We start from the raw sequence: 12,682 nt of genomic DNA, 5'->3' as shown, positions 1-12,682 counted from the left end.
ACGGGCTGCGGGCACCGTCAGGCTAGCCCGCCCGGGAGACGGCCCAGTCCCCGATACGGCCCAGGAGTCCGGCCGTGGTGGCGTGCTCGGCGTGGCCCATGCCGGGCTCCAGCCAGAGTTCGCCGTGGTCACCGGCGGCCTCGGCCAGCATCCGGGGGTGGTCGAGGGGGAAGTAGCCGTCCCTGTCGCCGTGCACGATCAGCAGCGGCGCCGGCGCGATCCTCGGCACCGCCTCGACCGGGGAGAGCGGCACCGGGTCCCAGTCCCGGTCGTGGATGCGGGTGCGCAGGGCGTAGCGGCCGACGAGCCGGCCCTCGGGGCGCAGCACCAGCCAGTGCAGGCGCCGCATGGCGGCGGTGCCCCGGTAGTACCAGCGGGCCGGTGAGCTGACCGAGACCACCGCGTCGACGCCCCCGTGCAGCGCCGCGTGCCGCAGCACCACCGAGCCGCCCATGGAGAAGCCGACGGTCACCACGCGCGCGTGCCCGAGGCCGCGGGCCCGGTCGACCGCCGCGGCCAGGTCCAGCACCTCGCGGTCGCCGACCGTGGAGCGCCCGCCGGACGCCCCGTGGCCGCGGAAGGAGAACGTGGCGACGGCCCCGTACCGGGTCAGTCCAGCGGCGATCCGGCGGATGTGCGGGCGGTCCGCGTCGCCCGTGAACCCGTGCGCGACGACGAACACGAGGTCACGGCAGGGCGGCCGGGAGCTTTCGTATACAAGTCGCGGAGGGTCGTATACGAAATCGATTCGCACCCCGTCGGACGTGCGCAAACACTCCCGGAAAGGCCGCCGGTGAACCGTCTCGGAATGCGGACGGGGGGTGGAACGTGCCACATGACCTGCCGGACCGTCGCTCATGTCGGCTATTGTGCTGGGCAGAGGACTCGGGCAGCGAAGCCCCCGGGTCCTTTTGTGCTTTCGGAAGCGTTGTATACGAGGCGGGAAACCGCAGGTGTACGGAGCCCCGGGATCGCAGAGCAAAAACGCAAACGTCCTCGCAGGGACCGAGGAGGAACCCGACGTATGAGTTCTCTGCTGCTCCTGACCAACGCCCTCCAGCCGTCGACGGAGGTGCTGCCCGCCCTCGGACTGCTGCTGCACAACGTGCGCGTGGCCCCCGCCGAGGGCCCCGCCCTGGTGGACACCCCCGGGGCCGACGTGATCCTGATCGACGGCCGCCGTGACCTGCCGCAGGTGCGCAGCCTGTGCCAGCTGCTGCGTTCCACCGGCCCCGGCTGTCCGCTGGTCCTGGTCGTCACCGAGGGCGGTCTGGCCGCCGTCACCGCCGACTGGGGCATCGACGACGTGCTCCTCGACACCGCCGGACCGGCCGAGGTCGAGGCCCGGCTGCGCCTGGCCATGGGCCGCCAGCAGATCGTCGCCGACGACTCCCCGATGGAGATCCGCAACGGCGACCTGTCGGTCGACGAGGCGACGTACTCCGCCAAGCTCAAGGGCCGGGTGCTGGACCTGACCTTCAAGGAGTTCGAGCTGCTGAAGTACCTCGCGCAGCACCCGGGCCGGGTCTTCACCCGCGCCCAGCTCCTCCAGGAGGTCTGGGGCTACGACTACTTCGGCGGCACCCGCACGGTCGACGTGCACGTACGGCGGCTGCGCGCCAAGCTCGGCCCCGAGCACGAGTCGCTGATCGGCACCGTGCGCAACGTCGGCTACCGGTTCGTGACGCCCGAGAAGCCGGAGAAGGCCGAGAAGCCGGGCCGGCCGGCGGAGGACTCCGGGGCCGGGGCCGGGGCGGAGAGCGCCGCCGAGGCCGGCGAGGGCGCGGCCACGGTGTCGACGGCCCGGGACTGAGGTCCCGGCTCGCACGACGGGCGTCACTGGGTGTGACGCCGCGTCCGCGTCCGGCCCCGGCCCGCGGTCGCGGGGCCGGGGCAGGGGCCGTCGGCCCGGCCCGTCGAGCGAGCCCGGCACTGCCGGCCCGGACTCACCACGCCCGTGAGCGGCCCCCGGCCGCTCCACGGCCACGGCCGCTCCACGGCCAGGCGGACGCAGCGGTGGCGCGGCGCTTCGCGCCGCCCGGCCCAGGACGCGGTTCCTCCCCCTGCCCCTGAACTGGTCCATCCGCGTAGACTCCGCGCGTGGCCAAGGTGACTCGGGACGATGTGGCGCGGCTGGCAGGGACTTCCACTGCCGTGGTCAGCTATGTCATCAACAACGGACCCCGGCCGGTCGCCCCGGCCACGCGCGAGCGTGTCCTCGCCGCGATCGAGGAGCTGGGGTACCGGCCCGACCGGGTCGCCCAGGCCATGGCGTCGCGCCGCACCGACCTCATAGGCCTGATCATCCCGGACGCCCGCCAGCCCTTCTTCGGGGAGATGGCGCACGCGGTCGAGTGGGCCGCCGCCGAGCGCGGCAAGATGGTGCTGGTCGGCAACACCGACTACGTGGCCGAGCGCGAGGTGCACTACCTGCGGGCGTTCCTCGGCATGCGGGTCTCGGGGCTGATCCTCGCCAGCCACGCGCTGAACGACCTGGCCGCCGCCGAGATCGAGGCCTGGGACGCCCGGGTCGTGCTGCTGCACGAGCGCCCCGAGGGGATCGACGAGGCGGCCGTCGTCACCGACGACCTCGGCGGCGCCCAGCTCGCCGTACGCCACCTGCTGGAGCACGGCCACGACTACGTCGCCTGCATGGGCGGCACCGCCGAGACCCCGTCCGTCGGGGACCCCGTCTCCGACCACGTCGAGGGCTGGCGGCGCGCGATGCGGGAGGCCGGGCTGTCCACCGAGGGCCGGCTCTTCGAGGCCCCGTACAACCGCTACGACGCCTACCAGGTGGCGCTGGAGGTGCTCGCCGGGCCGGACCGCCCGCCCGCGGTCTTCTGCTCCACCGACGACCAGGCGATCGGCGTGCTGCGCGCCGCCCGCGAGCTGCGCCTGGACGTGCCGGGCGAGCTGGCGGTGGCCGGGTTCGACGACATCAAGGAGGCGGCACTGGCCGACCCGGGCCTGACGACGGTCGCCTCCGACCGCTCCGCGATGGCGCGGGCGGCCGTGGACCTCGTCCTGGACGACGGGCTGCGGATCGCCGGTTCGCGGGGCGAGCGGCTGCGGGTGTTCCCGTCCCGGCTGGTGGTCCGCCGGTCCTGCGGCTGCGGGTGATCCCCCCTCCGCCGGGGCCTTCATATCGGGCATACGAGCTTCTGCCGGGCTTCTCAGTCAGCCCTCAGCGCGCTCTCATCGTCGGCGGCGATGCTCGTGGACATGACCGAGAGCATCCGCCGCAGCGGCGAGTACGAGACCTCCGAGAACCCGTACGCCAACCCCTACGAGGGCGCCCAGCAGCACGTCCACGCTCAGCACCGGCAGGAGGACCACCCGGGGGAGCAGCAGGCGCAGACCTCGCCCGTGAACCCCGAGTGGCCGCCCCCGCCGGCGCAGCCGCCCCTCGCCGGGGACGGGGCGCCGAAGAAGCGCGCCCGGCGGCCCTTCGCCCTGCTGGCCGCGGTGGCGATCGTCGCGGCGGCGGTCGGCGGCGGCACCGCCTACGGCATCCAGGAGCTGACCGGAAGCGACACCGTCGTCTCCAGCTCCACCAGCACCAGCGTGGTGCCGTCCAGCCAGAAGGGCACGGTCTCCGGGGTCGCCAAGGCGGTCAGCCCGAGCATCGTCGAGATCAGCGCCACCTCCTCCGCCGGTTCCTCCACCGGCTCCGGCGTGATCATCACCAGTGACGGCGAGATCATCACCAACAACCACGTCATCTCCGGCGCCACCTCCGTCAAGGTCTCCACCAGCGACGGCGAGGAGTACACCGCGGAGGTCGTCGGCACCGACGCCTCCAAGGACCTCGCCCTGATCAAGCTGGAGAACGCCTCCGGGCTGACGGCGGCGACCCTCGGCGACTCGGACGGCGTGCAGGTCGGTGACGAGGTGGTGGCGATCGGCTCCCCCGAGGGCCTGACCGGCACGGTGACCAGCGGCATCGTCTCCGCCCTGGACCGTGACGTGACCGTCTCCACGGACGAGGGCCAGCAGCAGCAACAGCAGGGCGGCGGCAGCGGCCAGTGGCCGTTCGAGTTCGGCGGCCAGCAGTTCAACGGCGAAACCGGCTCGTCCACGACGACGTACAAGGCGATCCAGACCGACGCCTCCCTCAACCCGGGCAACTCCGGCGGCGCGCTGATCGACATGAACGGCAACATCATCGGCATCAATTCCGCGATGTACTCGGCCTCCGGCTCCTCCTCGTCCTCGTCCGAGGCGGGCAGCGTGGGCCTGGGCTTCGCGATCCCGATCAACACCGTCAAGGCCGACCTGGACACCCTGCGGGCCGGCGGCACCGACAGCTGAGGGGCATCGCCATGATCGAGCAGGTCTCCCACCCGGTCACCGGCACCGACCCGGCCGGGTCCGCCCTGGCCCTGGAGGTGGCGTCGGCACCGCACCCGCCGGCGCCCCGGGCGCCCGGGCCGGCGCCCCGCCGCCCCCGGGCCCACCGCGCCCCGGCCCGCCCCCGCACCGCCGTACGCGGCCGAGTCCCCGCTTAGGCTGAAGGGGTCAAGCCCCGTCCCCCACCGCACCCGAGGAACACCGAGCCATGAGCCCCGCAGACGGCGACCGTGACACCCAGCGCATCCTGATCGTCGACGACGAACCGGCGGTCCGCGAAGCGCTCCAGCGCAGCCTCGCCTTCGAGGGGTACGGGACCGAGGTCGCCGTGGACGGCGCCGACGCCCTGCAGAAGGCCGCGGCGCACCGGCCCGACCTGCTGATCCTCGACATCCAGATGCCGCGGATGGACGGCCTGACCGCCGCCCGCCGCATCCGCGCCACCGGCGACACCACCCCGATCCTGATGCTGACCGCCCGCGACACCGTCGGTGACCGGGTCACCGGCCTGGACGCCGGCGCCGACGACTACCTGGTCAAGCCCTTCGAACTGGACGAGCTCTTCGCCCGCGTCCGGGCCCTGCTGCGCCGCAGCTCCTACGCGGCGGCGCAGGCCGCCGCCCCGGAGAACGACGACGTCCTCTCCTTCGCCGACCTCACCATGGACCTGACCACCCGCGAGGTCACCCGCGCCGGGCGCTCCGTGGAGCTGACCCGCACCGAGTTCACGCTGCTGGAGATGTTCATGGCGCACCCGCGCCAGGTGCTCACCCGGGAGCAGATCCTCAAGGCGGTCTGGGGCTTCGACTTCGAGCCCTCGTCCAACTCCCTCGACGTGTACGTGATGTACCTGCGCCGCAAGACCGAGGCGGGCGGCGAGCCGCGCCTGGTGCACACCGTGCGCGGCGTCGGGTACGTGCTGCGCCAGGGCGGCGCGGAGTGATCAAGCGCCTGCGCTCCCTGCCCCTGCGCTCGCGGCTGGCCCTGCTGGTGGCCGCGGCGGTGGCCTTCGCCGTGGCGGCGGTGTCGGTGACGTGCTGGTTCATCGTGCAGGGGAAGCTGTACGACCAGCTCGACGCCGATCTGAGGAAGGCCACCGCCCTCACCGATCCCAAGCAGGTCGGCCAGATCCGGGAGGCCCTCGCCACCTGCACGCAGACCCCCCGCGAGGGCGGTTTCGGCACCACCTACTCGCAGATCGTCACCGCCGACGGCACCACCTGCCTGTTCACCAACTCCTACGGCGAGGTCAAGGTGACCGACGCCGACGAGAAGGTGATGCGGCAGTCCTCGGCCGGTGAGGGCATCCTGCGCAACGGCACCGCCGAGGACGGCAAGGCCCTGCGCGTGCTCACGGTGTCGCTGCCGCTGACCGACCAGCGCACCCAGGCCCGTGCCGACGCGGTCCTCATCGCCGCCGTGCCCCTGGACGGCACCCAGTCCACCCTGAACGACCTGGCGCTGCTGCTCCTGCTCGTCTCCGGCATCGGCGTGGTCGGCGCCGGCGCGGCGGGGCTGGCCGTCGCCCGCGCGGGCCTGCGCCCCGTCGACAAGCTCACCGAGGCCGTCGAGCACGTCGCCCGCACCGAGGACCTGAGCGTCCGCATCCCGGTGGACGACGACAGCGAGGACGAGATCGCCCGCCTCTCGCACTCCTTCAACTCCATGACGTCGTCCCTGGCCAACTCCCGCGAGCTGCAGCAGCAGCTGATCGCGGACGCCGGCCACGAGCTGCGCACGCCGCTCACCTCCCTCCGTACCAACATCGAACTGCTCACCCGCAGCGAGGAGACCGGCCGCCCGATCCCGGAGGCCGACCGCAAGGCGCTGCTCGCCTCGGTGAAGGCGCAGATGACGGAACTGGCCGCCCTCATCGGCGACCTCCAGGAGCTCTCCCGCCCCGACACCGGCCAGCACGCGGGCCGCACCCAGATCGTCGCCTGGCAGGAGGTCGTCGAGTCGGCCCTGCGCCGGGCCCGCCTGCGCGGCCCCGAGCTGACCATCACGGCGGACGTCGAGCCCTGGTACGTGCGCGCCGAGCCGGCCGCGCTGGAACGGGCGGTGGTCAACATCCTGGACAATGCCGTGAAGTTCAGCCCCGAGGGCGGCACGATCGACGTCCGCCTGGCCGCCGGCACGCTCACCGTCCGCGACCACGGTCCCGGCATCGCCGCGTCCGAACTCCCCCACGTCTTCGACCGCTTCTGGCGCTCGGAGTCGGCCCGCTCCCTGCCCGGCTCGGGCCTCGGCCTGTCCATCGTGGCCCGCACGGTCCAGCAGGCGGGCGGCGAGGTCGCCCTCGCCCCGGCCCCCGAGGGCGCCGGCACGGTGGCGGCGATCCGGCTGCCGGGGGCACCGGTGCCGCCGCCGGAGTCCACGCCGGAGGGGGACGGGGAGGACGGGGGTCAGGCGTGACCGGCGGGCTCCGCTCGCTGCGCCCGGTAGCGGATGCGGGACGCCTCTTCGAGGAGTGCCCTGGCCCGGGAGAGGTCCGCCGACTCCGCCGCACGGTGCTCAAGACCCCTCAGATGGGCCTCCAGCGCGGGATCACGAGCGATCGCGTACGCGCCCCACCAGCGAGCCATGAACGCGGGCACCGTGCTGATGTCGTAGGCCTCGGAGACGGCCCACGTCCAGTGCTCGTCGAAGTCGGCGAGCAGGTGCGGGGCGTACTGGGCGATGGCCGCACGCAGCGCCTTGGGGCTCCGCTCCGGCATGGGCGGGACGGCCGCTCGGGAGTCCGAGGCGTGGACGCTCATGATCGATGTGCCTCCTTCGGTGCGCCGTGTCCACGACCATAGCCGCAGCGCCGGGAGCCCGATGCCGCCTTACCCGGCGACCACGCCCCGGACGCGGCAACCTCGCGCCGCCCGGCTGCGACCAGTAGGTGTCATGTACGCACCCGCACTGATCGGAAGCAGCCGATGAGCCACCCCCATGGCCGCACCGCCCTGACCGCCCTCCTCCCGCTGACCCTGACCGCCGCCGCCCTGGCCTGCGCGGCGGAGGCCGACGGCGTCGCCACGGACGCCGTGAGTGCCGCCGCTACCACCCTCACCGTCGCCAAGGACGGCTCCGCCCAGTACACGACCGTGCAGGCCGCGGTGAACGCCGTCCCCGCGAACAACGCCTCCCGTGTCGTCATCGCCGTCGCCCCGGGCACCTACCGCGAGCTGGTCAAGGTCCCGTCCAACAAGCCGCACGTGACCATCCAGGGCACGGGCGCGTCCCGCAAGGACACGGTGATCGTCTACAACAACGCGGCCGGCACGCAGAAGCCCGACGGCTCGGGCACCTACGGCACCAGCGGCAGCGCCACGGTCGCCGTCGAGGCCGACGACTTCCAGGCCCGCAACCTCTCGATCACCAACGACTTCGACGAGGCCGCCAACCAGTCCCTCTCCGGTCACCAGGCGGTCGCCCTGCGCACCGCCGCGGACAAGGTCTTCCTGGACGGCGTCATCGTCACCGGCGACCAGGACACCCTGCTCCTCGACACGGCCGCCAAGGACAAGCTGGGCCGCGTCTACGTCTCGGACTCCTACGTCCTCGGCAACGTCGACTTCATCTTCGGCCGCGCCACGGCCGTGATCGACCGCTCCGTCATCACCCTGCGCAAACGCTGGGACGGCTCCTCCGCCGGCTACGTCACCGCCCCCAGCACGGCCGCCGACCGCAAGGGCATCCTGATCGCCGACTCCACGGTCAACGGCGACGTCTCCAGCGCCTCCTTCTACCTCGGCCGCCCCTGGCACGCGGGCGGTGACGCCACCCTCGACCCCCAGACGACGGTCCGCAACACCAACCTCAGCGCGGCGATCAAGTCCACGCCGTGGACCGACATGAGCGGCTTCTCCTGGAAGGACGACCGCTTCGCCGAGTACAAGAACACCGGCGCGGGCGCGGGCTCGGCCTCCGCCGACCGCCCCTTCCTGACCGACGCGCAGGCAGCCGGCCAGGAGGTCGCGGACTGGCTCGGCGACTGGACGCCTACGGCTTCCTGACCGCGCCGACGAACGCCGCCCAGGCGTCCCGCCGGACGAGGATGACGTTCCCGTCCGGGACTTTGCTGTCTCGGACGGGGACGAGGGCGGAGGTGCCTTCGGCTGTCTCGACGCAGTTCGTTCCGCCGCCGTCGCTGTAGGACGACTTGCGCCACACGGCCGTGGTGAGGTCGGGCGTCCGGTTCATGTTTCGCACTCCTTCAGAAGGAGCTTGAGAAACGCCGTCGACTCCTCCGGAGTCAGCGCCGCATCTCTGACCAGATCGTAAGACAGGCGAAAGGACAAGACCTTGTCCGGATCGTCGGTCGACTCACCGAAGCCGTTGCCCTCCACGTAGGCGACCGGGTCGCCTACGCGTTGCCACATCGGAGTCAGGTCGCTGTTCATCAGGTCGTGCACGCCAACCGCATAGGGAAGCACTTGCGGAGCGACCGACGGCAGTTCCGCCGCGTCCACCAAGTGCGACAGTTGGTCGGCCCACACCTTCGTGTCGGGAACCGGACGCCGTACCGCTCCTTCATCCGAGATCACCCGGATGTCCGGCGCCGGGACCCGGCGCAGGAGGTCCTGACGTCCCATGCGCACGGCCACCTGCTCCTCTGCCGCATCGCCGTTGCCGACCGCCGTCTGGGCGCGGGACAACCCTGACAACACCGCCCGCGCGTATTGCTCGGTTTGCAGCAGCCCCGGCACTCGTAGCTGGAACTTCCACATGACCCGCGCCGTCGACTCCAGTTCCGTGTATCCCTGGTACTGGCCCTTGATGACCTCTTTCCGGGCGTCACTCCACAAGCCCACCAACAGGTCCCCCGAGCCGTGGTACCGGTCCAGGTCCTCCATGACCGCCCGCTTGGAGAGCCGTTCGCCCGTCTCCAGGCGGTACAGATAGCTCTTGTCGTACGACGTCTCCTCGGCCAGCTGCCCCAGTGACTTGCCCGCCTTCTCCCGCAGGAACCGAAGCGTCCGCCCCAAGCGCACCCGCTTCGACACCCCTTCGCCGAGTGAAAGTTCGCCCATACCGCCCCCCTCTGCCTTGCCTGGCGCACGGACAACGCCAGCCCTCTTCACGAGAGTACGCACGGACAGTGACAGTGGAGGCGCCAAGAGTGATCACCTACTCGCGAGGAGCTCCCATGACCTACCGCCTCCTGCCCTGGACCACCCCCGAAGGCAACCCCTGTTACCTCAGTACCGACGGCTCCGACACCCTGATGTCCCGGGTCGCCGACGACATCGAGGAGGACCGGCTGGCGTCCGGCGCCCAGGTGCTGGCGGGAGCCAGAGCCGTACTGGCCGACCAGGCGGCCGGCGAACGCGCCGTCCGCTTCGCGCTGACGCGGACCGCGGAGTCGCTGGAGGACGTGATGCGGGTCGCGGTCAGCCGGGGAGGGCGCATCCCGCAGGAGCGGTCGTGAGGCCGTCGGCCGCAACCTCCGGCATCCGGCGCCCGGCACGTTCTACGGTGGAGCTCCAGACGCCCCGCACCGCCCCCGCCGGAGGAAAGAGACCGATCATGGCTCCCGAGGTGGACTCCCGGTCCTGCGAAAGAACACCCGACGCCATTCGGACGGCCCTGCAACGGCGTCCCGACTGGCTCCAGGCCTTCGAGCGGGACTGGCTCAGCGCGGCGGCGGAGTTCGACCGGTCCGGACTCGACGCCGTGACCGACAAGTGGTTCCCCTTCGCCTGCGCCTGCGCGACCCCCGGCTACCTGGACGAGGTGGAGCAGACGGTCAAGCGCCTGAGCGAGGGAGACACCCAGGGCCTGGTCTTCCGTGACGCGGACGGGAACGCCTACGACGCCGAGAACCGGCCCGTCGACGCGGGCAGGTCCGGGTGAGCCCGTACGCGATCAGGTACGTCGACCGCGCCGCCCGCCGCAAGGCCGCGCTGAGTCCGCCCCAGCGCGTGTCCCTGGAGTCGCTGGAGAAGCGGCTCGGCCTCAATCCGTTCGGCGCACCCGCGACCAGCAACCGGGACAACAGCTGGTCAGCCTCGTTCCACGGCGGCTTCATCACCTACGTGGTGTCCAACCAGCACGTCGTGATCAACGTCATCGACATGGTGGCCCTCTGAGCCCGGCCCCGGTGCGCCGACGAGACCGGCGTACGTCCCGCCCCGCGCGACCAGTTCGGCATGCGTCCCCGACTCCACCAGCCGGCCCCCGTCCACCACCAGGATGCGGTCCGCGTCCGGTGCCAGGGTCAGGTCGTGGGTGATCATCAGCGTCGTACGGCCGGACATCAGGCGGCGCAGGGGCTGGACCACCTGGCGGGCGGCGATCGCGTCGAGGCCGGCGGTGGGTTCGTCGAGGATCAGGACGGGGGAGGCGCGGAGCATCGCGCGGGCGATGGTCAGCCGCTTGAGCTGGCCGCCGGAGAGGGCCGCCGTGCCGGGGGCGACGAGGGTGTCGTAGCCGTCGGGGAGGGCCGCGACGAAGTCGTGGGCCGCCGCCGCGCGCGCCGCCGCCTCGATCTCCTCCCGCGTCGCGCCGGGGCGCCCGCACGCGATGTTCTCGCGGATCGTGCCGTGCAGGATCAGGGTTTCCTGGGGCAGGAGGGTCACCTGTTCCCGCAGGAAGTCGAGGCGCAGGTCCCGCAGCGGGACGCCGTCCAGGCAGATCGCGCCCGCCGTCGGGTCGTAGAAGCGGGTCAGCAGCTTGGCCAGGGTCGACTTGCCGGCGCCGCTGGGGCCGGTGACGACGACCAGTTCGCCGGGGCGGGCCGTGAAGGCCAGGTCGCTGAGGGAGGGCCGGCCGGCCTCCGGGTAGCGGAAGGTCACGTCGTGGAAGGCGACCCAGCCGCGGACCGGGCCCGGCGTGACGGGGGCGGCCGGGTCCGTCACGGCGGGCCTGGCGTCCAGGATCTCGCCGAGCCGCTGGGCGCCGGCGGTGGCCGCGGTGAGGGTCAGGCCGAGCTGGCCGAGGCTGCGGACCGGCGGGTAAAGGTAGCCGATGAAGGCCGCGAAGGCGAGCAGCTGGCCCAGGGTCATGCGGCCGGCGGAGATCTCCCAGACCCCCAGGCCGATGACGGCCAGCACGCACAGCGTCTCGACGACCTCGACGAACTGCTCGTACAGCTCGCTCAGCCGGGCGCCCCGCACCGACGCCTTCAGCCAGGCGCGGGCCTCGCGGTCGAGGCGGGCCTCCTCCGCGCCGTGCCGGTTGTACGCCTGGGTGAGGACCACGTTGCCGAGGGCCTCCTCCACCACCGACGTGATCGCGCCGTCGGCGACCCGCTCGTCCGTGGACGCCTTCTTGATCCGTCCGGCGAAGCGGCGGGCGGCGAGGAGGAAGAGGGGGGCCAGGACGAAGGTGGCCAGGGCGAGGTCCCAGCGGAGGCAGAGCGCGGCGGCGGCGTAGAACACCGCCGAGAAGGCGGCGGAGACCGTGCCGACGACCCCGGAGACGACCATCTGCTCGATGGCCTCCACGTCCCCCGTCATCCGCTCCACCAGGTCACCGCGCCGGTGCCGCTGGAAGAAGTGCGGGGGCAGGGTCTGCAGGTGGCGGAAGACTCCCGCGCGCAGGCGCAGGACGAATCTCTCGGCGGTCCAGGTGGCCAGGGAGTTGCCGAGGTAGCCGACCACCGCGCCGAGCACGGCGACGGCCAGCCAGCCGCCGGCCGGTCCCCAGAAGGCGGCGAGCGAACCGGCCTTCAGGGCGTGGTCCGTCAGCTCCGCGAAGAGCAGGATCGACGCGGTCTCGGCGAGCGCGGCGACCACCACGCAGGCCACGATGACCACCAGCCAGCGGCGGTCGCCGCGGGTCAGCGGCCAGAAGCGGCGGAACGCCGCGCGGACTTCCCTCATGATCGGTTCCTTCTCTGCTCCGGACGTGCCCGAGGCGGGGCCCCGGAGCGCGTACGCTCCGGCGGCCCCGCCTCGTGAGCGGCCTCAGCCTCGTGACCCAGTCCTGCGACTCAGCCCTTGTCGCCGACCGGGCGGCGCTTCTGCGCGGCCTTCTTCGGTGCCGACTTGGCGGTCTTCTTGGCGGGCTGGGCGGCGGCCTTGCGGCTGTTCTTCTTCACGGGGGTGACCTTGTGGAAGCTCATGAGTGGTTCCTCTCTGTACTGCTCTGTACTGCGGTGTGGGTGAGGTGTGACGGGTGCGGTGCGGTGCGGCTCAGCCCTGGCGGGAGACCGGGCGGCGCTTCGCGGCGGCCTGCTTCGAAGCGGCCTTCTTCACGGCGGCCTTCTTCGCCGGCTGGACGGCGGCCTTGCGGTTGCTCTTCTTCACGGGGGTGACCTTGTGGAAGCTCATGAGTGGTTCCTCTCTGTACTGCTCTGTACTGCGGTGTGGGTGAGGTGTGACGGGTGCGGTGCGGT

Annotated in this window: 16 protein-coding genes and 1 pseudogene; 10 read left to right on the top strand and 7 right to left on the bottom strand. The window is 72.3% G+C overall.

Annotated elements, in window-relative coordinates; all coding sequences use genetic code 11:
* Nucleotides 1-22: 22 nt before the first annotated feature.
* Entirely contained in the window at nucleotides 23-859 is an 837-nt protein-coding gene (locus ACY1JF_RS22525; RefSeq protein ID WP_462707010.1) for an alpha/beta hydrolase, read from the bottom strand.
* Between the two features lie 165 nt (nucleotides 860-1,024).
* Between ACY1JF_RS22525 and ACY1JF_RS22520 the strand changes: the two genes are divergently transcribed.
* From ACY1JF_RS22520 to ACY1JF_RS22495, 6 genes are all read left to right on the top strand, one after another.
* The gene (locus ACY1JF_RS22520) at nucleotides 1,025-1,813 is read left to right on the top strand and encodes a response regulator transcription factor (protein WP_462707009.1); all 789 of its coding nucleotides are present in this window, start codon (nucleotides 1,025-1,027) and stop codon (nucleotides 1,811-1,813) included.
* Between the two features lie 287 nt (nucleotides 1,814-2,100).
* Nucleotides 2,101-3,123 carry a LacI family DNA-binding transcriptional regulator gene (locus tag ACY1JF_RS22515; protein ID WP_462707008.1) on the top strand — a complete coding sequence of 341 codons (1,023 nt, stop codon included), beginning with the start codon at nucleotides 2,101-2,103 and terminating at the stop codon, nucleotides 3,121-3,123.
* Between the two features lie 102 nt (nucleotides 3,124-3,225).
* Nucleotides 3,226-4,314: a S1C family serine protease gene (locus ACY1JF_RS22510; protein ID WP_462707007.1), complete on the top strand. Its 1,089-nt coding sequence runs from the start codon at nucleotides 3,226-3,228 to the stop codon at nucleotides 4,312-4,314.
* An 11-nt stretch (nucleotides 4,315-4,325) separates the two neighbouring features.
* A complete protein-coding gene (locus ACY1JF_RS22505) occupies nucleotides 4,326-4,511 on the top strand; it encodes a hypothetical protein (RefSeq protein WP_462707006.1) in 186 nt (61 codons plus the stop codon).
* 50 nt (nucleotides 4,512-4,561) lie between these two features.
* A complete protein-coding gene (locus ACY1JF_RS22500; RefSeq protein WP_462707005.1) occupies nucleotides 4,562-5,296 on the top strand; it encodes a response regulator transcription factor in 735 nt (244 codons plus the stop codon).
* Nucleotides 5,293-6,768 carry a sensor histidine kinase gene (locus ACY1JF_RS22495; protein WP_462707004.1) on the top strand — a complete coding sequence of 492 codons (1,476 nt, stop codon included), beginning with the start codon at nucleotides 5,293-5,295 and terminating at the stop codon, nucleotides 6,766-6,768. Before ACY1JF_RS22500 ends, ACY1JF_RS22495 begins: the two co-directional genes overlap by 4 nt.
* On the opposite strand, the gene ACY1JF_RS22490 is transcribed toward ACY1JF_RS22495, so the two are convergent.
* A complete protein-coding gene (locus tag ACY1JF_RS22490; RefSeq protein WP_462707003.1) occupies nucleotides 6,759-7,112 on the bottom strand; it encodes a hypothetical protein in 354 nt (117 codons plus the stop codon). The genes ACY1JF_RS22495 and ACY1JF_RS22490 overlap by 10 nt on opposite strands.
* 276 nt (nucleotides 7,113-7,388) lie before the next feature.
* Between ACY1JF_RS22490 and ACY1JF_RS22485 the strand changes: the two are divergent.
* Nucleotides 7,389-8,357 (top strand): annotated as a pseudogene (locus ACY1JF_RS22485) (pectinesterase family protein); the annotation flags it as partial.
* On the opposite strand, the gene ACY1JF_RS22480 reads toward ACY1JF_RS22485, so the two are convergent.
* Together ACY1JF_RS22480 and ACY1JF_RS22475 are read right to left on the bottom strand one after the other, a co-directional pair.
* Entirely contained in the window at nucleotides 8,344-8,544 is a 201-nt protein-coding gene (locus ACY1JF_RS22480; RefSeq protein WP_462707002.1) for a DUF397 domain-containing protein, read from the bottom strand. The pseudogene ACY1JF_RS22485 and the gene ACY1JF_RS22480 sit on opposite strands and share 14 nt — an antisense overlap.
* Nucleotides 8,541-9,374 (bottom strand): helix-turn-helix domain-containing protein, encoded by an 834-nt coding sequence (locus tag ACY1JF_RS22475; RefSeq protein WP_462707001.1) that lies wholly within the window; start codon nucleotides 9,372-9,374, stop codon nucleotides 8,541-8,543. The genes ACY1JF_RS22480 and ACY1JF_RS22475 overlap by 4 nt, the downstream gene beginning before the upstream one ends.
* A 116-nt stretch (nucleotides 9,375-9,490) precedes the next feature.
* On the opposite strand from ACY1JF_RS22475, the gene ACY1JF_RS22470 reads away from it, so the two are divergent.
* From ACY1JF_RS22470 to ACY1JF_RS22460, 3 genes are all read left to right on the top strand, one after another.
* Nucleotides 9,491-9,772 carry a hypothetical protein gene (locus ACY1JF_RS22470; RefSeq protein ID WP_462707000.1) on the top strand — a complete coding sequence of 94 codons (282 nt, stop codon included), beginning with the start codon at nucleotides 9,491-9,493 and terminating at the stop codon, nucleotides 9,770-9,772.
* 98 nt (nucleotides 9,773-9,870) lie between these two features.
* Complete coding sequence (locus tag ACY1JF_RS22465) at nucleotides 9,871-10,197, top strand: DUF6247 family protein (RefSeq protein ID WP_462706999.1); 327 nt, start codon at nucleotides 9,871-9,873, stop codon at nucleotides 10,195-10,197.
* Entirely contained in the window at nucleotides 10,194-10,433 is a 240-nt protein-coding gene (locus ACY1JF_RS22460; RefSeq protein WP_462706998.1) for a hypothetical protein, read from the top strand. The genes ACY1JF_RS22465 and ACY1JF_RS22460 overlap by 4 nt, the downstream gene beginning before the upstream one ends.
* Here ACY1JF_RS22460 and ACY1JF_RS22455 read toward each other — a convergent pair.
* The 3 genes from ACY1JF_RS22455 to ACY1JF_RS22445 form a co-directional block, all read right to left on the bottom strand.
* On the bottom strand, nucleotides 10,347-12,167 hold the full coding sequence (locus tag ACY1JF_RS22455) for an ABC transporter ATP-binding protein (RefSeq protein ID WP_462706997.1): 1,821 nt from the start codon (nucleotides 12,165-12,167) through the stop codon (nucleotides 10,347-10,349). The two genes, ACY1JF_RS22460 and ACY1JF_RS22455, sit on opposite strands and share 87 nt — an antisense overlap.
* Before the next feature lie 110 nt (nucleotides 12,168-12,277).
* Nucleotides 12,278-12,409 (bottom strand): hypothetical protein, encoded by a 132-nt coding sequence (locus ACY1JF_RS22450; protein ID WP_462706996.1) that lies wholly within the window; start codon nucleotides 12,407-12,409, stop codon nucleotides 12,278-12,280.
* A gap of 70 nt (nucleotides 12,410-12,479) precedes the next feature.
* Nucleotides 12,480-12,617, bottom strand: coding sequence for a hypothetical protein (locus ACY1JF_RS22445; RefSeq protein WP_462706995.1), 138 nt, complete (start codon nucleotides 12,615-12,617; stop codon nucleotides 12,480-12,482).
* Between the last annotated feature and the right edge of the window lie 65 nt (nucleotides 12,618-12,682).

This window comes from Streptomyces sp. SYSU D01066-1 (genome assembly GCF_054956795.1).
The sequence above is the reverse complement of the archived record's forward strand: the minus strand, read 5'-3'. Positions and strand labels throughout refer to the sequence as shown.